Source organism: Pseudomonas sp. dw_358 (genome assembly GCF_018449655.1).
Classification (GTDB): Bacteria; Pseudomonadota; Gammaproteobacteria; order Pseudomonadales; family Pseudomonadaceae; genus Aquipseudomonas.
This window is the reverse complement of sequence record NZ_JAAVUX010000001.1, coordinates 702,399-725,087: the sequence shown is the minus strand read 5'-3', so window position 1 is coordinate 725,087 and position 22,689 is coordinate 702,399. Positions and strand designations below refer to the sequence as shown.

The window sequence follows — 22,689 nt, the reverse complement described above, 5'->3', positions numbered from 1 at the left end:
AGCGCGAATTGTCCGGCGAGGCGCAATGACGGCCCATTTCCCGAGCGGCTTTGCCCTGCGATGGGCAAATGCGGGTGAAGATGGGCAAGCATGGCGCGACCGCCACGCGTTTATGCACCAAACAGGGGCGCTTGACCAGTCAATCGTCGGCCGGCTTGGCCGACAGCGGACATTCCGGGCGCACACCATAGTCGGCGGTCTGGCAGGGGTGGACGCGACGCTTCTGCGACAGCGAGATGCGCTGCATGAAGAACGGCTGGTTGGGGGTGCGCTCGATGACGTGGCCGCGGTCGTCGATGATCTCCGCAGAAAGCTGGTGGGCGCCACGGTCTATGTTCTGCAGCGGGAACACGGGGCTGGGGCTGGGGTCGCCCGCCGGGTTGTCATCGATGAGCACGCGGTAATAGTTGCCAGGGTACAAGGCTGGGTCGCTGGCCAAGGTCACGATCATCGCGCCATCTTCCTGCTGCACGCTGGTATCAGGCAGTGGCGTGAGAATCCGCAGCATCTGATATTGCTGTTGCACGGGCGGCGGGGGCGCCGATGGGGCAACGCGGTGCACGGGTTTGGGCGTGGATTCCACACTGTTGGTCGGCGTCACGTCGATGCGCCTGGCCCCCGGTCGCGCCTGATCGGTGAATACGGTGTTGCCGTCGGCGTCCTTGTAGGTGTAGACCGTGGCGGCCAGGGTGCAATGAAACGGCATCAGGCAAAGCAGGCACAGCACAAACCGTTCGGCTGCCCTCACTGATGAACTCGCTGTACCGTGAAGTCGACATCGCCGCTTTGCTGGATGATCTGATCGCCGTCGACCACCTGCACCGCCAGCGAGTGGTCACCACGATCGAGGTTGGTCAACTGCAGGCCCTTGACCTGGTTGGTCGGGTTGCCGTAGATCTCGCCGTCCAGCACCAGGCGGACCAGACGAGTGCCGCTCAAGGCCGGCGACACATCGACGCCCACGGTAAACGAGCCGTTGTTGGCGCGCAGGGCTTCAGCGGTAGGCAGGTCGGTCAGCGCCAGGCGCTGGTAGGGCAGCGCCTTGGTGCCAGGCGCGACAGGTGTGCTGGGGCCGCTGACGGGGTTCTTGCCTGCCGCTGCCGGGGCGCTTGGGGTGGGTGCGGCGCCATCGCTGGGCGGCGTCTGCACGTTGGGCAGGGGTTGCAGGTCGATCGGTTCGGCCTTGGTACCGTTTGGCGGCTGGCTGCTGAAGGCCGTGTGGCCGTCGGCATCGATGTATTTATAGATCTGCGCCGATGCCGGCAAAGCAAAAGACAAGGCGAATAAGAGCAGCAGTGGGCGCATGGACGGCTTACCTGGATCGTGTGAAATGGAGGCACCTGCAGGGGTGGCGACCGACTTGCACAGCATAGAACACATCGCCCGCCCAGGCTCGCGCAACCTGTTGCGAGGCTGTATCGAGCGCCCAAAAAAAAGACCTCCCGAGGGAGGCCTTCTTTCAATCAAGCGGGATCAGACGCTGTAGTACAGGTCGTATTCCAGAGGGTGTACGAAGGTACGTACCTTGATTTCTTCTTCGCTTTTCAGCTCGATGTAGGCATCGATGAAGTCGTCACTGAAAACGCCGCCTTTGGTCAGAAACGCACGACCTTTGTCCAGCTCTTCCAGGGCTTCTTTCAGGCTGCCGCACACTTGTGGGATCTCTGCAGCCTCTTCAGGCGGCAGGTCGTACAAGTTTTTGTCGGCCGCATCGCCAGGGTGGATCTTGTTCTGAATGCCGTCCAGGCCAGCCATCAGCAGCGCTGCGAAAGCCAGGTACGGGTTGGCAGCCGGATCCGGGAAGCGTGCTTCGATACGACGGCCTTTAGGGCTGGAGACGTAAGGAATACGGATCGAGGCGGAACGGTTGCGAGCCGAGTAGGCCAGCATCACTGGCGCTTCGAAACCTGGGACCAGACGCTTGTAGGAGTTGGTGGCCGGGTTGGTGAAGCCGTTCAGTGCCTTGCCGTGCTTGATGATGCCGCCGATGAAGTAAAGAGCGGTATCGGACAGACCGGCATAGCCTTCGCCAGCGAAGGTGTTCTTGCCATCTTTGGAGATGGACATGTGAACGTGCATACCCGAACCGTTATCGCCATACAGAGGCTTGGGCATGAAGGTAGCGGTACGGCCATAAGCATCGGCAACGTTGTGTACGCAGTACTTCAGGGTCTGAACTTCGTCGGCTTTCTTGACCAGGGTGTTGAAACGCACACCGATTTCGTTCTGGCCAGCGGTGGCCACTTCGTGGTGGTGAACTTCGACGAATTGGCCCATTTCTTCCAGTGCGTTGCACATGGCAGTACGGATTTCGTGGTCGTGGTCAACCGGTGGCAGCGGGAAGTAGCCGCCTTTAATGCCTGGGCGGTGGCCTTTGTTGCCGCCGTCGACGTCGCCGTCGGTCATCCAGGCCGCTTGTTCGGAGTAGATCTTGAACATGGAGCCGGAAATGTCGGACTTGAACTTGACTTCGTCGAAAATGAAGAATTCTGGCTCTGGGCCGACGAAAACGGTGTCACCGATGCCAGTGCTCTTCAGATATTCTTCGGCGCGGTGAGCGATGGCGCGCGGGTCGCGGTCATAGCCTTGCATGGTCGACGGTTCGATGACGTCGCAGACCAGGATCAGGGTGGGCTCTTCGGTGAACGGGTCCAGTACAGCGGTCTCGTCGTCCGGCAGCAGGATCATGTCGGAGGCTTCAATGCCTTTCCAGCCAGCAATGGAGGAGCCGTCGAACATCTTGCCGACTTCAAAGAAATCGTCGTCCAGTGCGTCGCGCGCTGGCATGGTGACGTGCTGCTGCTTGCCTTTGGTGTCAGTGAAGCGCAGATCAATCCACTTTACGTCATGATCTTTGATGAGTTGAACCGACTTCGACATAGTGTCCTCCGGGTGGATGGGGGCCTTGTTATGGAGAGCCCCGTAATGAGTGATGCCGGGCGCGATAGTCGTCCAAGGCAACCTGCCTCACAAGGGAGCAATTTGCATGCCAGTGCCCCGAGATGGGTTTTTTGCCTGAAACAGTCGCTTTCAGGGCCTTGCAGGGTCGTTTTTGATTTTTGCCGGCACTGTTTTGATGCGCGTATTTTCAGGTCCGCCCTGTTTTGGTGCTGCACAAACCCGGCTTACAATAATTGGTTAAACCTTGAGCAATTTCCGCTATAATCCGCCCCCCACTTTTTCAGCTGGCACCACGCGCGCGGTTTTCTGACCTAATTGTATGAAACTTATCGTAAAAGTCTTTCCAGAGATCACCATCAAGAGCCCGCCGGTGCGCAAGCGCTTTATCAAGCAGCTCGCCCGCAACATCCGCACGGTTGTCCGCGATCTGGATCCGCAGCTGGTGGTGAACGGTGTGTGGGACAATCTCGAGGTTCAGACCCGCGTTGACGATGCCAAGGTGCTCCGTGAAATCACCGAGCGCCTCGGCTGCATTCCCGGCATTACCCATTTTTTGCAAGTGGACGAATACCCGCTGGGGGAGATGGATGACATCCTCGCCCGTTGCGAAGAGCACTTCGGCGCACAACTGAGTGGCAAGATGTTCGCGGTGCGCTGCAAGCGGGCCGGGCGTCATACCTTCAGTTCGATGGATGTCGAGCGTCATGTCGGCAGTCAGCTGCGCCAGCGCTGCGGGGCGGCCGGTATCGACCTCAAGCAGCCGCAGGTCGAAGTGCGCATGGAAATTCGCGACCAGCGCCTCTTCATCATCCACAGTCAGCACCCCGGCATGGGCGGCTACCCGCTCGGCGCGCTGGAGCAGACCCTGGTACTGATGTCCGGCGGCTTCGACTCCACGGTTGCCGCCTATCAGATGATGCGGCGCGGCCTCATGACCCACTTCTGTTTCTTCAACCTCGGTGGCCGGGCCCATGAACTGGGCGTCATGGAGGTTGCGCACTACCTCTGGAAGAAGTACGGCAGCTCCCAGCGCGTGCTGTTTATCAGCGTGCCGTTCGAGGAAGTCGTCGGAGAAATCCTGGGTAAAGTCGACAACAGTCACATGGGCGTCATACTCAAGCGTATGATGTTGCGCGCGGCAACCGTTATGGCCGACCGCCTGCAGATCGACGCGCTGGTCACCGGTGAAGCGATTTCCCAAGTGTCCAGCCAGACCCTGCCGAACCTTTCGGTGATCGATTCTGCCACCGAGAAGCTTGTACTGCGCCCGCTGCTGGCCAGTCACAAGCAGGACATCATCGACCAGGCCACGGAAATCGGCACGGCCGATTTCGCCCGGCACATGCCCGAATACTGTGGCGTGATCTCGGTCAACCCCACGACCAACGCCAAGTTGCCGCGGGTGAAGTACGAAGAGCAGCAGTTCGACATGGCCGTGCTGGAGCGCGCCCTGACGAACGCCCGGCTGGTGTCGATCGACGAAGTGATCAACGAGCTGGGTCGCGATATCGAAATCGAGGAAGTCGCCCAGGTGCTGGCCGGCCAGGTGGTTGTCGATATCCGTCATCCCCATGCGCAGGAAGACGAGCCGCTCGAGCTCGAAGGCATTGAAGTCAAGGCACTGCCTTTTTATGCCCTGAACAGCCGTTTCAAGGAACTGGATGAGACTCGCCAGTACCTGTTGTATTGCGACAAAGGCGTGATGAGTCGCCTGCATGCCCATCATTTGCTCAGTGAGGGGTATGCCAATGTGCGCGTTTATAGACCGAGCTAAGAGCCCGGGGCTGTTTGCCTGTGGCCTGCGTCACCGGCCCCCCGACGCTGCCGTCGACCCTGTCGTACGGCACTGCCGGCCTTAATTGATAATCGCTGCCACAACCTGTCAGCACACCGAATCCTCTGATCGAGATACACAAGTGATCGAAAATCTACGCAACATCGCCATCATTGCTCACGTTGACCATGGCAAAACTACCCTGGTCGACAAGCTGCTGCGTCAATCCGGCACCCTGGAGCGCAACGAGCTCAACGACGAGCGCGTGATGGACTCCAACGACCAGGAAAAAGAGCGCGGCATTACCATTCTGGCCAAGAACACCGCCATCAACTGGAACGGCTACCACATCAACATCGTGGATACCCCGGGCCACGCCGACTTCGGCGGTGAAGTAGAGCGCGTGATGTCGATGGTCGACTCCGTGCTGCTGCTGGTCGATGCCCAGGACGGCCCTATGCCGCAAACCCGTTTCGTGACCAAGAAGGCTTTCGAAGCCGGCCTGCGTCCGATCGTGGTGATCAACAAGGTCGACCGTCCAGGCGCGCGTCCGGACTGGGTTCTGGACCAGATCTTCGACCTGTTCGACAACCTCGGTGCCACCGAAGAACAGCTGGACTTCAAAGTCGTCTACGCCTCGGCCCTGAACGGCATTGCCGGTCTGGAACACACCGACATGGCTGAAGACATGACCCCGCTGTACCAGTCGATCGTCGACAACGTACCGGCCCCCAAGGTCGACCGTGACGGCGCTTTCCAGATGCAGATCTCGGCACTGGACTACAACAGCTTCCTGGGCGTCATCGGCGTTGGCCGTATCGCCCGTGGTCGCGTCAAGCCGAACACCCCGGTTGTGGCGATCGGCGCCGACGGCAAGCGCCGTAACGGCCGTATCCTGAAATTGATGGGTCACCACGGTCTGCACCGCATCGACGTTGAAGAAGCGGCTGCCGGCGACATCGTCTGCATCAGCGGCATGGACTCGCTGTTCATCTCCGACACCCTGTGCGACCCGCTGAACGTGGAAGCCATGGTGCCGTTGACCGTTGACGAGCCGACCGTATCCATGACCTTCCAGGTCAACGATTCGCCATTCTGCGGTAAAGAAGGCAAGTTCGTGACTTCCCGTAACATCAAGGAACGTCTGGACAAAGAGCTGTTGTACAACGTGGCACTGCGCGTTGAAGAAGGCGACTCGGCTGACAAGTTCAAGGTCTCCGGCCGTGGCGAGCTGCACCTCTCGGTACTGATCGAAACCATGCGTCGCGAAGGCTTCGAGATGGGCGTTGGTCGTCCTGAAGTGATCATCCGTGTGGTTGACGGCGTGAAGCAGGAACCCTTTGAAAACGTCACCATCGACCTGCCAGAAGAATCCCAAGGCGCCATCATGGAGCAAATGGGTCTGCGCAAAGGCGATCTGACCAACATGGTTCCGGATGGCAAGGGTCGCGTTCGCCTGGAATACAACATTCCTGCGCGCGGTCTGATCGGCTTCCGTAACGAGTTCCTGACCCTGACCTCCGGTGCAGGCATCCTGACCTCGATCTTCGACCGCTACGACACCATGAAGTCGGGCGACGTATCGGGCCGTCAGAACGGCGTTCTGGTTTCGGTTGAAACCGGCAAGGCGCTGACCTACTCCCTGGAAACCCTGCAGGCGCGCGGCAAGCTGTTCGTCGAACACGGTCAGGAAATCTACAACGGTCAGATCGTGGGCTTGAACAGCCGTGACAACGACCTGGGCATCAACCCTACCAAGGGCAAGAAGCTCGATAACATGCGTGCTTCGGGCAAAGACGAAACCATCGCTCTGGTTCCGCCGGTTCGTTTCACCCTGGAACAGGCTCTGGAATTCATCCAGGACGACGAGCTGTGCGAAGTCACTCCCAAATCCATCCGTCTTCGCAAGAAGATCCTGGACGAAAGCGAGCGTACCCGCGCTGCCAAGAAAGCCAAGAACTGATCATCAGGTTCTAGCTGAATGAAAAAGCCCCCGCGCCGCAAGGCTCGGGGGCTTTTTTGTGTCTTGGCATTTGATGAAATATGCACACCCGGCGTAGGAGCAGACCTTGGTCGCGAAGGCCGTCATGCGTTCTGTCTGACGGACCGCGTCGTTTGCATCGCGACCAAGGTCGGCTCCTGCGCCGTGGGGTGCCAGACGTCCTACCGTGGCGCCGCAGCCTTCGGCTTGTACGCGCAATACCCCGGCCGCGGACCAATCTTCGGGTGGTTGCGGCAGGTGTCGGGACGCAGCTCGTAGATCGTGCACAGGCGGCTCTTGCGGTCCAGGTACAGGCAGTCGTTGTTGCTCATGCGCTGCAGGGTAAAAATGCCGGTCTTCTGATTGAAGCGTTCAACGATGCCGTCTTTTTGCAGGCGCTTGGCGATGTTCTTCGGCGGGTCGCCCATCTCGAACTCGTCGACCACGCCAATCCGGATCAGGTCCTTGATCTTTACTTCCACCGGCAGGGTGCAGCAGCTCGACACACACGAGCCGCACATCGGTGCGCTATATTTTTGCCAGGTGTCGAGGCGGTCAAGCTCGGCGGCGGCGATCAGGGTGGGTCTCATCATGGTCAGTATCAATCAGGTCGGTGAACGGGTCAGCGGGCGCGCGATGATACCGGGGTTGGTGAATTTGTGAACAACCATTTGCCGGAAGTACAGGTTTTGCCCCTGTCGAGACACAAAAGGTCGAACCCAGACCTCCACCTCCTGTCAGACCGTCTAGGCTCTGATTATTCGTTTCGTTGTTGGTTGTTCAAGACCGCTTTCCTAAACCGTAACTCTCCCCCGAGGACGTCTGAATGTCTCAGGAACCGCTTGTCCGTGACGCCGAGGTGGCCGAATTCCGTGCCGCTGTACTCGCCAAACTTACATATGCGGTGGGCAAAGACCCCGACCATGCCTTTGATCACGACTGGTTCGAAGCCATCGCACTGGCCGCTCGCGACCATATGGTCGAACACTGGATGGACCACACCCGGCAGATCTACCGCAAAGGCCAGAAACGGGTCTACTACCTTTCCCTCGAATTCCTCATTGGCCGCCTGCTCTACGACAGCCTGAGCAACCTGGGCCTGCTGGACGTAGCGCGTGAGGCGCTCACCGACCTCGGCGTGGATCTGGAGCGTATCCGCCTGCTGGAGCCCGATGCGGCGCTGGGCAACGGCGGCCTGGGCCGGCTGGCCGCGTGCTTCATGGAAAGCATGTCGACCTTGGGCGTTGCTGCCCATGGCTACGGTATTCGTTACGAGCACGGGCTGTTCCGCCAGGCCATCGTCGATGGCTGGCAGCAGGAGCAGACAGAGAACTGGCTGGATTTCGGCAACCCTTGGGAGTTCGAGCGTCCGGAAGTGATCTACCCCATCAGCTTTGGCGGCCATGTCGAAACGGTCAATACCGCCAACGAACAGAAGCAGGTCTGGTGGCCCGCCGAAACCGTGCGAGCGGTGGCCTATGACACCCCTGTGGTCGGCTGGCGTGGCTCCAGCGTCAACACCCTGCGGCTGTGGCGTGCCCGTGCGCTGGAAGAGCTGCACCTGGAACGTTTCAACGCCGGAGACCACTTGGGTGCCGTGGCCGAAGTGGCCCGCGCCGAAAGTATCTCCCGCGTACTCTACCCGGCGGACAGCACCGAGGCGGGGCAAGAGTTGCGCCTGCGTCAGGAATACTTCTTTGTGTCGGCCTCGCTGCAGGACTTGCTGCGCCGCCACCTGAACATGAACGACACCCTGCTCAACCTGGCCGACAAGGCCGCCATCCAGCTCAACGATACCCACCCGTCCATTGCCGTGCCGGAACTGATGCGCCTGTTGGTGGACACCCATGGCATCGTCTGGGACACCGCGTGGCAGATTACGGTGGGCACCTTGTCGTACACCAACCACACCCTGCTGCCCGAAGCGTTGGAAACCTGGCCGGTGGGCTTGATGGAGCGCATGTTGCCGCGGCACATGCAGATCATCTACCTGATCAATGCTTACCACATCGATTCGCTGCGGGCCCAGGGCAAGGATGACTTCGACCTGCTGCGCGCCGTGTCGCTGATCGAAGAAGACAACGGCCGCCGCGTGCGCATGGGCAACCTGGCGTTCCTCGGGTCTCACAGCATCAACGGCGTGTCCGGGCTGCACACGCAACTGATGCGCAAGACCGTGTTCAAGGAGCTGCACAAGCTCTACCCGGACCGCATCAACAACAAGACCAACGGCATCACCTTCCGCCGCTGGCTGTACCAGGCCAACCCGCCGCTGACTGCAATGCTGATAGAGGCCTTGGGCGAGGACGTGCTGGACAATCCGGAAGGGCGCCTCAAGGACCTGGAACCCTTTGCCGAGAAGCCGGAATTCCGCAAAGCCTTCGCGGCGCAGCGTCTGCACAGCAAAAAAGCCCTGGCGAAGATCATCCATGACCGCCTGGGCATCGTCGTCAGCCCTGAAGCCTTGTTCGACGTGCAGGTCAAGCGTATCCACGAGTACAAGCGCCAGCTGCTCAACCTGTTCCACACCGTGGCGCTGTACCAGGCCATTCGTGCCGAGCCGGGCACCAACTGGGTGCCCCGCGTGAAGATCTTCTCCGGCAAGGCGGCGGCCAGCTATCACCAGGCCAAACTGATCATCAAACTGGCCAACGACATTGCCCGCACCGTGAACAACGACCCCACCGTACGCGGCTTGCTCAAGGTGGTGTTCCTGCCCAACTACAACGTCAGCCTGGCCGAAAGCATCATCCCGGCGGCGGACTTGTCGGAGCAGATCTCCACGGCCGGTTATGAAGCGTCGGGGACCAGCAACATGAAGTTCGGCCTCAATGGCGCCCTGACCATCGGTACCCTGGATGGCGCCAACGTGGAAATGCGTGATTACGTCGGTGAAGAAAACATGTTCATCTTCGGCCTTACTTCGCAAGAAGTGGAGGAGCGCAAGCGTACCGATGAGTTCAACGCCCATGCCGAGGTGGCCGGTTCTCATCGCCTCAACGATGTCCTTCAGGCCATACGCGGCGGGACCTTTTCCTCGGATGATCCCTCGCGCTACACCGGTCTTGTGGACGGCCTGGTAGGTTACGACCGTTTCCATCTGTGCGCCGACTTCGATGCTTATTGGGATGCCCAGCGCAAGGTCGACGCGCTCTGGCATGACAGCGATAAATGGTGGCGTGCCTCGGTGCTCAACACCGCGCGCATGGGGTGGTTCTCCTCGGACCGCACGATTCGCGAGTACGCCGAAGAAATCTGGAAAGCTCTGGAATAGCGTCAAGCATTGGCGTGATTCCGTGCTGGCAGATCGATATACTTGGCGCAGACTTTCAAGGATATCGGTCATGCCAGAGAGGAGTGTGGTCAGGTGATCAGGTCCAGTGGCTGGCTAGTGGGCGCTTTGGCGTTGTGTACCGTGCTGTCGGCGCTGGCCGCCGAGCAGCAGCCGGGTGATTTTGCCCGGCAATGGCCACTGGCACTGAGCGGTGCGGGTCCGTGGTACCGGCTGCAACTTCCGGTGACGGCCGAGTTTTCCGCGCACCAGCCCGATTTGGGCGATCTGCGCGTATTGAACGCTGCCGGCGCGGCGCAGGCCTACAGCCTGCACCGCACCAGCGTACCGCCTGCGGCCAAGGATGCCGAGACTGACGTCAAGTTCTTCCCTCTTTATGATGCAGCCGACGGCACCCGACGGGTGCCGGACGTGCGCGTGCAATTGGCTGCCAATGGCAGCGTGATCGATGTACAGCCTGCCGAAGAACTGGAGGCGGGGGAGGAGGCCCTGCGCGGCTGGCTGCTGGACACCAGCGCGATCAAGGCGCCGCTGATCAATCTCAATTTCGACTGGACCAGCGAACGCGAAGGCTTCCAGCGTTTCACCCTCGAAGCCAGCGATGACCTGCAGCACTGGCAGAGCTGGGGTGAGGGCCAGGTCGGGCGCTTCTCCTTTGCCGACGAGCGCATCGAGCAGCACGATGTCGACCTGGCCGGCAAACCGGCGCGCTATCTGCGTTTGCTATGGCCGCAGTCGGCGCCGATTCTCAGCTCGGTGCAGATCACCAGTGACCTGTCCAAGGCGCCGGCAGAATCTCTGAGTTGGTCCGATCCTTTAAGCGGTCGCAGCGACAAGCCCAACGAATACATCTGGCAGCTGCCGGTGCCGCTGGCGGTGGAGCGGGTCAAGTTCATCGTTCAGCAACCCAACACCTTGGCGCCGGTGGCCGTTTACGGTCGCAGCGATGCCAATGGCAGCTGGCAACCGTTGCAGAACGGGCTGCTGTATCGGCTGTCGCAGAGCGGTCAGGACTTCGTCCAGGACCAGATGGCCATGCCGGGCCAGGTGGTGCGCCAGATTCTTCTCCAGGTCGATGACCGTGGTGGCGGCCTGGGCAGCACCGTGCCGCGCCTCCAAGTGGCGGCGCGACCGGCGCAGGTAGTGTTCAAGGCCGAGGGCGATGGCCCGTTCACCCTGGCCGTGGGCAGCGCCACGGTGCGCAGTGCCGCCGTCCCCGTGGCCAACGGCTTGGCCGTGACGGGCGAGGCCCAGATAGTGGTCGCCCCGGCACCCAGGCCGGTGAGCAAGCCGGCGGCGCCTGCTGCCAAGGCGCCTGCACCGGCGCCGGCCAGCCTGGCGCCGGATTGGACCCACCTGGCATTGTGGCTTGGGCTGCTGCTGGCGGCGGTGGTGCTCGCGGTACTGGCCTGGGGCCTGGGCCGACCACGTTCGGCACGGCCGCGTTGATACCCGTGCACGAAATTTGCAGCTACGCTGGCAAAGCGGTACCTGAACTCTTGCGGGGTCGACCCGGTCTGATCGCTGCCGGCGGTGAGCTTGTCCTGCCGCTCGTCAGCTTTACGCCCGGTCTGTAGACTGCGCGCAGGTTTCCCTCTCCCTCTTGTCTCTGGAGTCGTCCATGTCCCGCGTTACCCTGAGTCGCTATTTGATCGAGCAGACCCGCAGCAACAACACGCCTGCCGATCTGCGCTTCCTTATCGAGGTGGTGGCGCGCGCTTGCAAAGAGATCAGCCACGCCGTGTCCAAAGGCGCCCTGGGAGGTGTTCTGGGCAGCATGGGCACCGAAAACGTGCAGGGCGAAGTGCAGAAGAAGCTGGACGTCATGTCCAACGACATCCTGCTGGAAGCCAACGAATGGGGCGGCACGCTGGCCGGCATGGCGTCCGAAGAAATGGACAACGCCTACCAGATCCCGGGCAAGTACCCCAAGGGTGCCTACCTGCTGGTGTTCGACCCCTTGGACGGTTCGTCCAACATCGACATCAACGCACCGGTCGGGACCATCTTCTCGGTGCTGCGTTGCCCGCAGGAGTACCTGACCCAGAACGAGCCGCTCAACGAGAAGGCTTTTCTGCAGCCAGGTACCGAGCAGGTCGCCGCCGGTTACGCGATCTACGGCCCGCAGACCATGCTGGTGCTGACCTTGGGTGACGGCGTCAAGGGCTTTACCCTGGACCGCGAAATGGGCAGCTTCGCCTTGACCCACGAAGACATCACCATTCCGCAAAGTACCCAGGAATTTGCTGTCAACATGTCCAACCAGCGGCACTGGGAAGAGCCGGTCAAGCGCTACGTCGACGAGTTGATGGCCGGCAAGGAAGGCCCGCTGAAGAAGGACTACAACATGCGCTGGGTGGCGGCGATGGTCGGTGACGTGCACCGCATCCTGACCCGTGGCGGCCTGTTCATGTACCCGCGCGACGCTCGCGACCCGTCCAAGCCCGGCAAGCTGCGCCTGATGTATGAAGCCAACCCGATGTCGTTCCTTGTGGAACAGGCCGGCGGCATGTCCACCGATGGTCATCAGCGGATTCTCGACATTCAGCCTGATGGCCTGCACCAGCGGGTGGCGGTGTTTTTGGGCTCCAAGGAAGAAGTCGAACGTGTGACCGGTTATCACAACTGATCAAAAGCTGACAGTACGATCGGCGTAGCCGAGTGTGCTCGCGATAAGGGCGCTGCGGTCTGTCCGTCATGACGGGGCGCGGCGGCCGCGACCAAGGTTGGCTACGGCTTTTCGCGTCAACCCCGGTTGAACCCCCTCCCGCTTTGCTCTTCTAAGCTGCATTCCCTCTGTTCCCTGCCAAGGACCGATGCTTATGCGTAAATCCACGATTGCCCTGCTGACCCTCGCGGCAGGTGGCCTGTTGCTGGCCGCTTGTACCAGCCGCAACGGCAGCGATCTGGCGCCGCCGAACACAGTGGGCCAGGTCGACCTCAAGCGCTATCAGGGCACTTGGTACGAGTTGGCGCGCCTGCCGATGTTCTTCCAGCGCAACTGTGCGCAATCCGAGGCGCACTACGGGCTCAAGGCGGACGGCAACGTGGCGGTCCTCAATCGCTGCCGGACCGCCGAAGGCCGCTGGGAGCAGGCCACTGCCACGGCTTCGCCGCAAGTGCCGGGCAAGACCGACAAACTGTGGGTGGTGTTCGACAACTGGTTTTCCAGGCTGCTGCCGGGCGTGGCCAAGGGTGATTACTGGGTGCTGTACGTGGACGGTGGCTACAATGTCGCGGTCGTGGGTGACCAGCAGCGCAAGTACCTGTGGCTCCTGTCGCGCACGCCAGAAGTTACCAGCCAGGTGCGCGAAGAGCTGCTGGCCAAGGCCCGGCAGCAGGGGTATGACACCAGCCGCTTGATCTGGCGTGTGAAGGACAGTGAGATAAAAGTCCTTCGGTAACATAGATAGGCCGGTTCGGGCCTCATCGCGGGCAAGCCGCTCCCACAGGTTGTACTCCAGCCCTGAGATCACGCTGTGGAAGCAGGGCTTGCCCGCGATGAGGCCAGTCGCCTTAATCGAGCATTTCCCGCAGGACCTTGGCAAAAGCCACCGCGCTGTTGTCCTGATCGGCGTGCCGCCCTTGCCGTACCACCCACTTGCCATTGACCATTACATCGCGCACTTGCCGATCGCCACCGGCGAACAGCCAGCGGTTGAGAATCCCGTCGCCACTGGCCGTGGCCAGGTACGGATCGCTGCCATCGAGCACCAGCCAGTCAGCGCGCAAGCCCACCGCCAGTTGCCCCACAGCCTGCCCCAAGGCCTGGGCGCCGCCCGCCAGTGCCGCATCGTACAGCGTGCGTCCGACCATTGGCTGGTCGGCGCCATACAGCCGGTTGCGGCGCTGATCACGCAGGCGTTGGCCGTATTCCAGCCAGCGCAATTCCTCGACCACGCTCAAGGACACATGGCTGTCCGAGCCGATGCCCATGCGGCCGCCCTGAGCAAGATAGTCCACGGCCGGGAAAATACCGTCGCCCAGATTCGCCTCGGTGGTCAGACACAAGCCTGCCACCGCGCCGCTGCCGGCCATCAGGCTGACCTCCTCAGGGTTGGCGTGGGTGGCATGGACCAGGCACCAGCGGGCATCCACGGCCGTGTTTTCATACAGCCATTGAATGGGGCGCCGCTGGCTCCAGTTCAGGCAGTCGTCGACTTCCTTCTGCTGTTCGGCAATGTGGATGTGCACCGGCGCGCTGGCATCTCCGGCCGCCAGCACGTCTTCGATCTGCATCGGGGTAACCGCCCGCAGCGAGTGAAAGCACAGCCCCAGACGCTGCGCTGGTTGCGCCGCGAGGAGCGGTGCCAGGCGGGCCTGTAGATCGAGGTACTGCTCGGTGCTGTTGATGAAGCGGCGCTGACCGTCATTTGGCGCCTGGCCGCCAAAGCCCGAGTGGCTGTACAGCACCGGCAGCAAGGTCAGGCCGATGCCGGCTCGGGCGGCGGCCTGGCTGATGCGCCCGGACAGTTCGGCGGGGTCGGCATAGGCCTGGCCTGCCGGATCGTGATGCACGTAATGAAACTCGGCCACCGAGGTATAACCGGCCTTGAGCATTTCGATGTACAGCTGGCAGGCGATCACCTCCACCTGATCGGGGCTGATCCTGCCCACGAGCCGGTACATCAGGTCACGCCAGGTCCAGAAGCTGTCATCGGGGTTGCCCGCGACCTCGGCCAGCCCGGCCATGGCCCGCTGGAACGCATGGGAGTGCAGGTTGGGCATGCCCGCCAGTAGTGGACCCGCGAGGCGCTCGGCATCGGCGGCAGCGGCGCCGACCTGCACGTGGCTGATGATCCCGTCGAGCACTTCCAGGCGGACATTTTCAGCCCAGCCGCCAGGCAGCAGGGCGCGTTCTGCAAAAAAGGCAGCCATGAACGGCACCTCGTAGAGGAAATTTGTATATACATATACAGACGTTTGCCTGCTCGGTAAACTCCGGCAAGCTATGGTTTTATTCATCTGCCTTCAGATCAAGAACAGGGAATTCCCGTGCCGACTCCGCCTGCTGTTACCTCGCTGGTCGCTCAGATGGGCGAAAGCCCGGCGCCCTTGTATGCGCGCGTCAAACTGATGATTGCCCAGCAGATCCAGAACGGTGTCTGGCCGCCTCATCACCGCGTGCCCTCGGAAAGCGAACTGGTGACCCAGCTGGGTTTCAGCCGCATGACCATCAACCGAGCCCTGCGCGAACTGACCGCCGAAGGGCTGTTGGTGCGCATGCAAGGTGTGGGCACTTTTGTCGCCGAGCCGAAAACCCAGTCGGCCTTGTTCGAAGTGCACAACATCGCCGATGAAATCGCCGCGCGCGGGCATCGCCACAGCTGCCAGGTGATCCTGCTGACCGAAGAGGCTGCAGGCTCCGAGCGCGCTCTGGCACTGGATATGCGCGAAGGGCAGCGGGTCTTTCACTCGGTGATCGTGCACTACGAAAACGATATTGCCGTGCAGATCGAAGACCGTTTCGTCAATGCGCTGGTCGCGCCGGACTACCTCAAGCAGGATTTCAGCCAGAAAACCCCCTACGCTTACCTTTCTCAGGTAGCGCCGCTGACCGAGGGTGAGCACGTGGTCGAGGCCATCCTGGCCGATCCCGAAGAATGCGCGCTGTTACAGATAGCGTCTGGCGAGCCGTGCCTGTTGATCCGTCGTCGCACCTGGTCGGGTCGCCAGCCGGTCACCGCCGCGCGCTTGATTCACCCGGGTTCCCGTCATCGTCTGGAAGGACGTTTCAGCAAATGAGCCGACTGAAGATTCTACGTGCGGCCCAGTACCCGCGCATGCCTTGGAAGAACGGTGGTGGCAGCACCGAGGAAATCAGTCGCGACGCGGGCCATGGCCTGGACGGTTTTGGCTGGCGGGTGTCGATTGCCGACATTGCCGAATCCGGAGGGTTCTCGACCTTCAATGGTTACAAGCGGGTGATCACGGTGTTGCAAGGCGATGGCATGAACCTGACCATCGACGGCAAGATCAGCCGTGACCTGCTGCCATTCGATCCGTTGGCGTTCAGCGGCGATGCCACGGTCGATTGCACCTTGCTCGGCGCGACCATCCGCGACTTCAACCTCATCTATGCGCCGCAGCGCTATCAGGTCCGTCTGCAATGGCTGGACGGCATTGTGCCGAGCACCTTGTTTACCTCGGCGCAGACGGTGCTGGTGTTCAGCGCCTGCGATGATCTACAGATACGAATCGCGGGCTATCCAGCAGAGTCCTTGGGGATCTATGACAGCTTGCAGATCGACGATCAACAAGGCTTGCTGAAGGTCAATCTGGCGGGGCGGTGTTGTGTGATCGAGTTGAACTCGAAAGTCTAGAAACCGCACCAAATTGTTACCCGTTGCCCCGACGAGGGGCAAAAGCGGTCATCGGTAACACCGCTACACTTGTGCTCCACCCTTTGATCCAAAGCCCTCCAAGCCGATCCGACAACTTGGCCTCCAGCTTGCATATGCTTGTACATACAAGTAAATATGTGTGCGTACGAATCTCCAGGAGTCAGCCCATGTCCAGCAAATTCAGAGATGTCGAAATCCGTGCCACCCGTGGCACTCAGCTCACCGCCAAAAGCTGGCTGACCGAAGCGCCGCTGCGGATGCTGATGAACAATCTCGATCCCGAAGTGGCGGAAAACCCCAAGGAACTGGTGGTCTACGGTGGTATCGGCCGTGCGGCGCGTAACTGGGAATGCTACGACAAGATTGTCGAAAGCCTGACCCACCTCAATGACGACGAGACCTTGCTGGTTCAGTCTGGCAAGCCGGTCGGCGTGTTCAAGACCCACACCAATGCGCCCCGAGTATTGATCGCCAACTCCAACCTGGTGCCCCATTGGGCCACGTGGGAACACTTCAACGAACTCGATGCCAAAGGCCTGGCCATGTACGGCCAGATGACTGCCGGCAGCTGGATCTACATCGGCAGCCAGGGCATCGTCCAGGGCACCTACGAAACCTTCGTCGAAGCCGGTCGCCAACACTATGACGGCAGCCTCAAGGGCAAGTGGGTGCTGACCGCCGGCCTGGGCGGCATGGGCGGCGCGCAACCCTTGGCCGCGACCTTGGCCGGTGCCTGCTCGCTGAACATCGAGTGCCAGCAGAGCCGCATCGACTTTCGCCTCGCCAGCCGTTATGTCGACGAACAGGCCAGCGACCTCGACGACGCCCTGGCGCGCATTGCCAAGTACACCGCCGCCGGCGAGGCCATCTCCGTGGCTCTGCTGGGCAACGCGGCTGAAATCCTTCCGGAACTGGTCAAACGCGGCGTACGACCGGACATGGTCACCGACCAGACCAGCGCCCACGACCCGCTCAATGGCTACCTGCCCGCCGGCTGGAGCTGGGACGATTACCGCGCCCGCGCGCTGACCGAGCCTGCTTTTGTAGTCAAGGCAGCCAAGCAGTCCATGGCGGTCCACGTGCAGGCCATGCTCGACTTCCAGAAACAGGGCATTCCGACCTTCGACTACGGCAACAACATCCGGCAGATGGCCAAGGAAGAGGGCGTCAGCAACGCGTTCGATTTCCCTGGTTTTGTCCCGGCCTACATCCGTCCGCTGTTCTGCCGTGGTGTCGGGCCATTCCGCTGGGCTGCGCTGTCGGGTAACCCCGAGGACATCTACAAGACCGACGCCAAGGTCAAGGAGTTGATCCCGGACGATGCCCACCTGCACAACTGGCTGGACATGGCCCGCGAGCGTATCAACTTCCAGGGCCTGCCGGCGCGTATCTGCTGGGTCGGCCTGGGCCAGCGCGCCAAGCTGGGCCTGGCGTTCAACGAAATGGTGCGCAGCGGCGAGCTGTCGGCACCGGTGGTGATCGGCCGCGATCACCTGGACTCCGGCTCGGTCGCCAGCCCCAACCGCGAGACCGAGTCGATGCGCGATGGCTCCGACGCCGTGTCCGACTGGCCCTTGCTCAATGCCTTGCTCAATACCGCCAGCGGCGCGACCTGGGTGTCCTTGCACCATGGCGGCGGCGTGGGCATGGGCTTCTCCCAGCATTCGGGGATGGTCATCGTCTGCGACGGCACCGACGAGGCGGCGGAGCGCATTGCCCGCGTGCTGCACAACGATCCGGCCACCGGGGTGATGCGTCATGCCGATGCGGGGTATCAGATAGCGATCGATTGTGCGAAAGAGCAGGGCTTGAATCTGCCGATGGTTCGCTGAAAACACTCGGAGCCGCGCAGGACCGAGCTTGTTCGGGAAAAATGTATCGCCGGCTTCCCGAGCAAGCTCGGTCCTGCAAGGTAGGCTGTGTGTTACGACAGTGAACCCGAGAGCCGCCTATGTTCCCCGACAGCCTGACGTTTTCCGTGGCCACCCCCATCAACGATGAGGTGGACGCGCTGGTGACCCGCTACGGCGATCTGTTTCGGCAGATCTCCGACAGCATGCTGTGGTTGATTGTGAAATTGGAGGGCTTGCTGCGCATGACGCCCTGGTGGCTGTTGCTGATCGTGGTAGCGCTGATTGCCTGGCACGCCACGCGCAAGCTCACCAGTACTGCGCTTATTGTCGGCCTGCTGTTTCTGGTCGGCGCGGTGGGCCTGTGGGACAAGCTCATGCAGACCCTGGCACTGATGCTGGTGTCGACTCTGATCGCCGTGTTGATCGGCATTCCGCTTGGCATGCTGGCCGCCCGCAGCAATCGCCTGCGTGCGGTACTGATGCCACTGCTCGACATCATGCAGACCCTGCCCAGCTTCGTTTACCTGATCCCGATGTTGATGCTGTTCGGCCTGGGCAAGGTGCCGGCCATCTTTGCCACGGTCATCTACGCGGTGCCACCGTTGATTCGCCTGACCGACCTGGGCATTCGCCAGGTCGACCGGGAGGTCATGGAGGCCATCAACGCCTTCGGCGCCAACCGCTGGCAGCAGCTGTTTGGCGTGCAATTGCCGCTGGCGCTGCCGAGTATCATGGCGGGGATCAACCAGACCACCATGATGGCGCTGTCGATGGTGGTGATCGCCTCGATGATCGGCGCACGGGGGCTGGGGGAGGATGTGCTGATCGGCATCCAGACCTTGAACGTCGGTCGCGGCCTGGAGGCCGGGTTGGCCATCGTCATTCTGGCCATCGTCATCGATCGCATTACCCAGGCGTACGGGCGTCCGCGTCGGCCGGGGGTGCAGCCATGAGCCTGATCGAAGTGCACAACGTCTCGAAGATTTTCGGCCCTCATCCGCAGCAGGCCTTGCAGTTGTTGCAGCAGGGCCAGAGCAAGGACCAGGTGCTGGCGGCCAGCGGCTGCGTGGTGGGCGTCGACAACCTGTCCCTGAGCATCGAGGCCGGGGAAATTTTCGTCATCATGGGCCTGTCCGGTTCTGGAAAATCGACCCTGGTACGGCATTTCAATCGCCTGATCGATCCGGACAGCGGGCAGATCCTGGTGGACGGCGAGGACATTCTCGGCCTGTCCATGGACGCCTTGCGCGAATTCCGGCGGCACCGGATCAGCATGGTGTTTCAGAGCTTCGGCTTGTTGCCCCATCGCACTGTGCTGGAAAACGTTGCCTACGGGCTCAAGGTGCGCGGCGAAAACAAGCAGATATGTCGGGAGCGGGCGCGGCATTGGGTCGAGCAGGTGGGCCTCAAGGGCTACGAGCAGGCGTGGCCCGAGCAACTGTCCGGTGGCATGCGCCAGCGGGTCGGCCTGGCCAGGGCGCTGGCGGCCGACACCGACATCATTCTCATGGACGAAGCCTTCAGCGCCCTCGACCCGTTGATCCGCGCAGAAATGCAGGACCAGCTGCTCGCACTGCAAGCCTCGCTGCACAAGACCATCGTGTTCATCACCCACGACCTCGACGAGGCCGTGCGCCTGGGTAACCGCATTGCGATCATGAAAGACGGCCGCCTGATCCAGGTCGGGACGCCGAAACAAATCATTCATCAACCCGCCGACGACTACGTTGATCGGTTCGTGCAGCGACGGGTGGCCACGCTGTAATGGCCCCATGAGGAAGGCAGACATGGTGTTTGTGCAGAAAGTCGTGATCGGCGACGCGTTGTTGCGCTGGCAGGATGTAGTGGCCGTGGCGCGCCACGGCGCGGTACTGGAGTTGTCCGAGGCGGCGTGGGCGCGGATCGATAACGCCCAGGCCATCGTGCAGCGCATCGTCGCCAGCGGCGAGCGAGCCTATGGCGTCAACACCGGGCTCGGCGCACTGTGCAACGTTTCGCTGCAGGACGAGCAGCTCAGCCAGCTGTCGCGCAACACCTTGCTCAGCCACGCCTGCGGTGTGGGCAAACCGCTCACCGATGAACAGGCCCGGGCGATCATCTGCGCGGCCGTGGTCAACTTCAGTCAAGGCCGTTCGGGCCTGCACCGGCGTGTCGTCGAAGGCTTGCTGGCCTTTCTCAACCTGGGAGTTACCCCGCAGGTGCCGTCCCAGGGCTCCGTGGGTTACCTGACCCACATGGCCCACATCGGCGTCGGCCTGCTGGGCGTGGGCATGGTCAGCTACCGCGGGCAGGTGGTGCCCGCCAGCCAGGCCCTCGCCGAGGCGCATCTGGAGCCGGTGCAAGTGGGGGCCAAGGACGGGCTGTGCCTGGTCAACGGCACGCCGTGCATGACCGGGCTGAGCTGCCTGGCTCTGGACGACGCCCAGCGCCTGAGCCAATGGGCCGATGTGATCGGCGCCATGAGTTTCGAAGCCCTGCGCGGGCAGATCGATGCCTTCGACCCGCAGATCATCGCGCTCAAGCCCCATCCGGGTATGCAGGTGGTGGGCGAAAACCTGCGTGCCTTGCTGGCGGGCAGTGAAGTGATCGACAGCAGCCGGGGCATCCGTACCCAGGATGCACTGAGCATTCGTTCCATTCCCCAGGTCCACGGCGCGGCACGCGATCAATTGGCCCATGCCGCACGGCAGATCGAGACCGAACTCAACTCGGCCACTGACAACCCGCTGCTGCTGGGCACGCCTGAGGATTATCGGGTGGTGTCCCAGGCCAACCCCCATGGTCAATCCGTGGCGTTTGCCGCCGACCTGCTGGCGATTGCAGTGGCCGAGATCGGGGCGATTGCCGAGCGCCGCCTCGACCGCCTGATCAACCCGCAGGTCAGTGGCCTGCCGGCGTTTCTGGTGAGCCAGCCTGGGGTCAATTCCGGGATGATGATCGTGCAATACGTAGCCGCTTCCCTTTGTGCGGAGAATCGCCAGTTGGCCCAACCGGCGGTGGTAGACAACTACGTCACCTCAGGCTTGCAGGAAGACCACTTGAGCATGGGCACCAACGCTTCACTCAAGCTGCACCGGGCCCTGGAGAACTGCACGCAGATCCTCGCCATCGAGTATCTGCTGGCGGCCCAGGCCTTCGAATTTCTCAAGGCGCAGGGCTTTGGCGTGGGCACCACGGCGGCGTGGCAGTTGATACGTCTGCACATCCCGCCCTACGACCAGGACCGCTGGCTGGCGCCGGACATTGCCACCAGTGCGGCGATCCTCAAGGATCCGGCGTTGTTGAGCCGGACTTTCCCACATTTGTTGTGACCTGACAGGAGATTTACATGAAAACCCTATGGCACAACTGCCAGATCGCAACCATGGCAGGCGGCCGTTACTCGATCATCGAGAACGCCGCCATCCTCACCGACGCTCACCTGATCGAGTGGATCGGCCCGGCCAGCGAAGCCCCGGAGGCTGACGCCAGTGCCGTCGACCTCGGCGGCACCTGGGTCACGCCAGGGCTGATCGATTGCCACACTCACACCGTGTTCGGCGGCAACCGCAGTGGCGAATTCGAGCAGCGTCTGCAAGGGGTCAGCTACGCGCAAATTGCTGCCGCCGGTGGTGGCATTGCCAGCACGGTCCGCGCCACCCGCGCGGCCACGGGCGATGAACTGTTCATCAGCGCGCGGCGCCGTCTGGTCAGCCTGCTGCGTGACGGCGTCACCACAGTGGAAATGAAGTCTGGTTACGGCCTGGACCTGGCCAACGAGCGCAAGCTGCTGCAAGTGATCCGGCGTCTGGGCGAGGCGTTGCCCGTCACGGTGCGGGCCACCTGCCTGGCCGCGCATGCGTTGCCGCCCGAGTACGAGGGCCGGGCCGACGCCTACATCGAGCACATCTGCGCAGAAATGCTGCCGGTGCTGGCCCGGGAGGGGCTGGTGGACGCCGTGGACGCTTTCTGCGAATACCTGGCGTTTTCCCCCGCTCAAGTCGAGCGCGTGTTCAAGGTGGCGCAGGGCCTGGGGCTGCCGGTCAAACTGCATGCCGAACAGTTGTCGTCGCTGCACGGTTCGACCCTGGCGGCACGCTATCAGGCGCTGTCTGCAGACCATCTGGAGTTCATGACCGAAGACGACGCGATCGCCATGGCAGCGGCCGGGACCGTGGCAGTGCTGCTCCCGGGCGCCTTCTATTTCCTGCGCGAGACGCAGCTGCCGCCCATGGAGGCGCTGCGCAAGCACGGTGTGCAGATCGCTATCGCCAGCGACCTGAACCCGGGCACCTCGCCGGCCTTGTCGCTGCGCTTGATGATGAACATGGCCTGTACACTTTTTCGCATGACGCCCGAAGAGTCCTTGGCCGGCGTCACCTTGCACGCGGCCACGGCGCTGGGCATGCAGGCGACCCACGGTTCGCTGGAAGCCGGCAAGCACGCCGACTTTGTCGCCTGGGAGATCGACCGGCCAGCCGACCTGGCGTACTGGCTGGGCGGCGAATTGAACAAGCGCGTCGTGCGCCACGGCGCCCTCGTCAGTCTTTGAAAGGAGAGTCTTG

18 protein-coding genes are annotated in these 22,689 nt (G+C 61.9%); 13 read left to right on the top strand and 5 right to left on the bottom strand.

The annotated features are described in order from the left end of the window. Positions 1 to 139: 139 nt before the first annotated feature. From HB675_RS03295 to glnA, 3 genes are all read right to left on the bottom strand, one after another. Positions 140 to 748 carry a DUF4124 domain-containing protein gene (locus HB675_RS03295; protein ID WP_345945744.1) on the bottom strand — a complete coding sequence of 203 codons (609 nt, stop codon included), beginning with the start codon at positions 746 to 748 and terminating at the stop codon, positions 140 to 142. Next, a complete protein-coding gene (locus HB675_RS03290; protein WP_213875652.1) occupies positions 745 to 1,305 on the bottom strand; it encodes a DUF4124 domain-containing protein in 561 nt (186 codons plus the stop codon). Before HB675_RS03290 ends, HB675_RS03295 begins: the two co-directional genes overlap by 4 nt. Before the next feature lie 168 nt (positions 1,306 to 1,473). Next, positions 1,474 to 2,880 (bottom strand): glutamate--ammonia ligase, encoded by a 1,407-nt coding sequence (gene glnA / locus HB675_RS03285; protein WP_213875651.1) that lies wholly within the window; start codon positions 2,878 to 2,880, stop codon positions 1,474 to 1,476. 340 nt (positions 2,881 to 3,220) lie between these two features. On the opposite strand from glnA, the gene thiI reads away from it, so the two are divergent. Further along, on the top strand, positions 3,221 to 4,675 hold the full coding sequence (thiI, locus tag HB675_RS03280; protein WP_213875650.1) for a tRNA uracil 4-sulfurtransferase ThiI: 1,455 nt from the start codon (positions 3,221 to 3,223) through the stop codon (positions 4,673 to 4,675). Positions 4,676 to 4,817: 142 nt separating this feature from the next. Next, positions 4,818 to 6,638 carry a translational GTPase TypA gene (gene typA, locus HB675_RS03275; protein WP_213875649.1) on the top strand — a complete coding sequence of 607 codons (1,821 nt, stop codon included), beginning with the start codon at positions 4,818 to 4,820 and terminating at the stop codon, positions 6,636 to 6,638. Positions 6,639 to 6,838: 200 nt separating this feature from the next. On the opposite strand, the gene HB675_RS03270 is transcribed toward typA, so the two are convergent. After that, positions 6,839 to 7,249 (bottom strand): YkgJ family cysteine cluster protein, encoded by a 411-nt coding sequence (locus HB675_RS03270; RefSeq protein ID WP_213875648.1) that lies wholly within the window; start codon positions 7,247 to 7,249, stop codon positions 6,839 to 6,841. A gap of 233 nt (positions 7,250 to 7,482) precedes the next feature. On the opposite strand from HB675_RS03270, the gene HB675_RS03265 reads away from it, so the two are divergent. From HB675_RS03265 to HB675_RS03250, 4 genes are all read left to right on the top strand, one after another. Continuing rightward, positions 7,483 to 9,930, top strand: a complete 2,448-nt coding sequence (locus HB675_RS03265) for a glycogen/starch/alpha-glucan phosphorylase (protein WP_213875647.1) — start codon at positions 7,483 to 7,485, stop codon at positions 9,928 to 9,930. A gap of 93 nt (positions 9,931 to 10,023) precedes the next feature. Then, on the top strand, positions 10,024 to 11,397 hold the full coding sequence (locus tag HB675_RS03260; RefSeq protein ID WP_213875646.1) for a DUF3999 family protein: 1,374 nt from the start codon (positions 10,024 to 10,026) through the stop codon (positions 11,395 to 11,397). A gap of 172 nt (positions 11,398 to 11,569) precedes the next feature. After that, a complete protein-coding gene (locus tag HB675_RS03255) occupies positions 11,570 to 12,577 on the top strand; it encodes a class 1 fructose-bisphosphatase (protein WP_213875645.1) in 1,008 nt (335 codons plus the stop codon). 193 nt (positions 12,578 to 12,770) lie between these two features. Continuing rightward, on the top strand, positions 12,771 to 13,352 hold the full coding sequence (locus HB675_RS03250) for a lipocalin family protein (RefSeq protein ID WP_213875644.1): 582 nt from the start codon (positions 12,771 to 12,773) through the stop codon (positions 13,350 to 13,352). A 112-nt stretch (positions 13,353 to 13,464) separates the two neighbouring features. Here HB675_RS03250 and HB675_RS03245 read toward each other — a convergent pair whose 3' ends face one another. Continuing rightward, positions 13,465 to 14,826 (bottom strand): formimidoylglutamate deiminase, encoded by a 1,362-nt coding sequence (locus HB675_RS03245; RefSeq protein ID WP_213875643.1) that lies wholly within the window; start codon positions 14,824 to 14,826, stop codon positions 13,465 to 13,467. Between the two features lie 156 nt (positions 14,827 to 14,982). Here HB675_RS03245 and hutC point away from each other — a divergent pair, with 156 nt between their 5' ends. The 7 genes from hutC (at position 14,983) to hutI (ending at position 22,676) form a co-directional block, all read left to right on the top strand. Next, positions 14,983 to 15,693, top strand: coding sequence for a histidine utilization repressor (gene hutC / locus HB675_RS03240; RefSeq protein WP_213875708.1), 711 nt, complete (start codon positions 14,983 to 14,985; stop codon positions 15,691 to 15,693). After that, positions 15,690 to 16,271, top strand: a complete 582-nt coding sequence (locus HB675_RS03235) for a HutD family protein (RefSeq protein ID WP_213875642.1) — start codon at positions 15,690 to 15,692, stop codon at positions 16,269 to 16,271. Before hutC ends, HB675_RS03235 begins: the two co-directional genes overlap by 4 nt. 188 nt (positions 16,272 to 16,459) lie before the next feature. Further along, complete coding sequence (hutU, locus tag HB675_RS03230; RefSeq protein WP_213875641.1) at positions 16,460 to 18,124, top strand: urocanate hydratase; 1,665 nt, start codon at positions 16,460 to 16,462, stop codon at positions 18,122 to 18,124. Positions 18,125 to 18,243: 119 nt separating this feature from the next. After that, on the top strand, positions 18,244 to 19,098 hold the full coding sequence (locus tag HB675_RS03225; RefSeq protein WP_213875640.1) for a proline/glycine betaine ABC transporter permease: 855 nt from the start codon (positions 18,244 to 18,246) through the stop codon (positions 19,096 to 19,098). Further along, a complete protein-coding gene (locus HB675_RS03220; protein WP_213875639.1) occupies positions 19,095 to 19,910 on the top strand; it encodes a glycine betaine/L-proline ABC transporter ATP-binding protein in 816 nt (271 codons plus the stop codon). The genes HB675_RS03225 and HB675_RS03220 overlap by 4 nt, the downstream gene beginning before the upstream one ends. A gap of 22 nt (positions 19,911 to 19,932) precedes the next feature. Beyond that, complete coding sequence (gene hutH, locus HB675_RS03215; protein ID WP_213875638.1) at positions 19,933 to 21,456, top strand: histidine ammonia-lyase; 1,524 nt, start codon at positions 19,933 to 19,935, stop codon at positions 21,454 to 21,456. Positions 21,457 to 21,473: 17 nt separating this feature from the next. Continuing rightward, complete coding sequence (hutI, locus tag HB675_RS03210; protein ID WP_213875637.1) at positions 21,474 to 22,676, top strand: imidazolonepropionase; 1,203 nt, start codon at positions 21,474 to 21,476, stop codon at positions 22,674 to 22,676. The last annotated feature ends 13 nt before the right edge of the window (positions 22,677 to 22,689 follow it).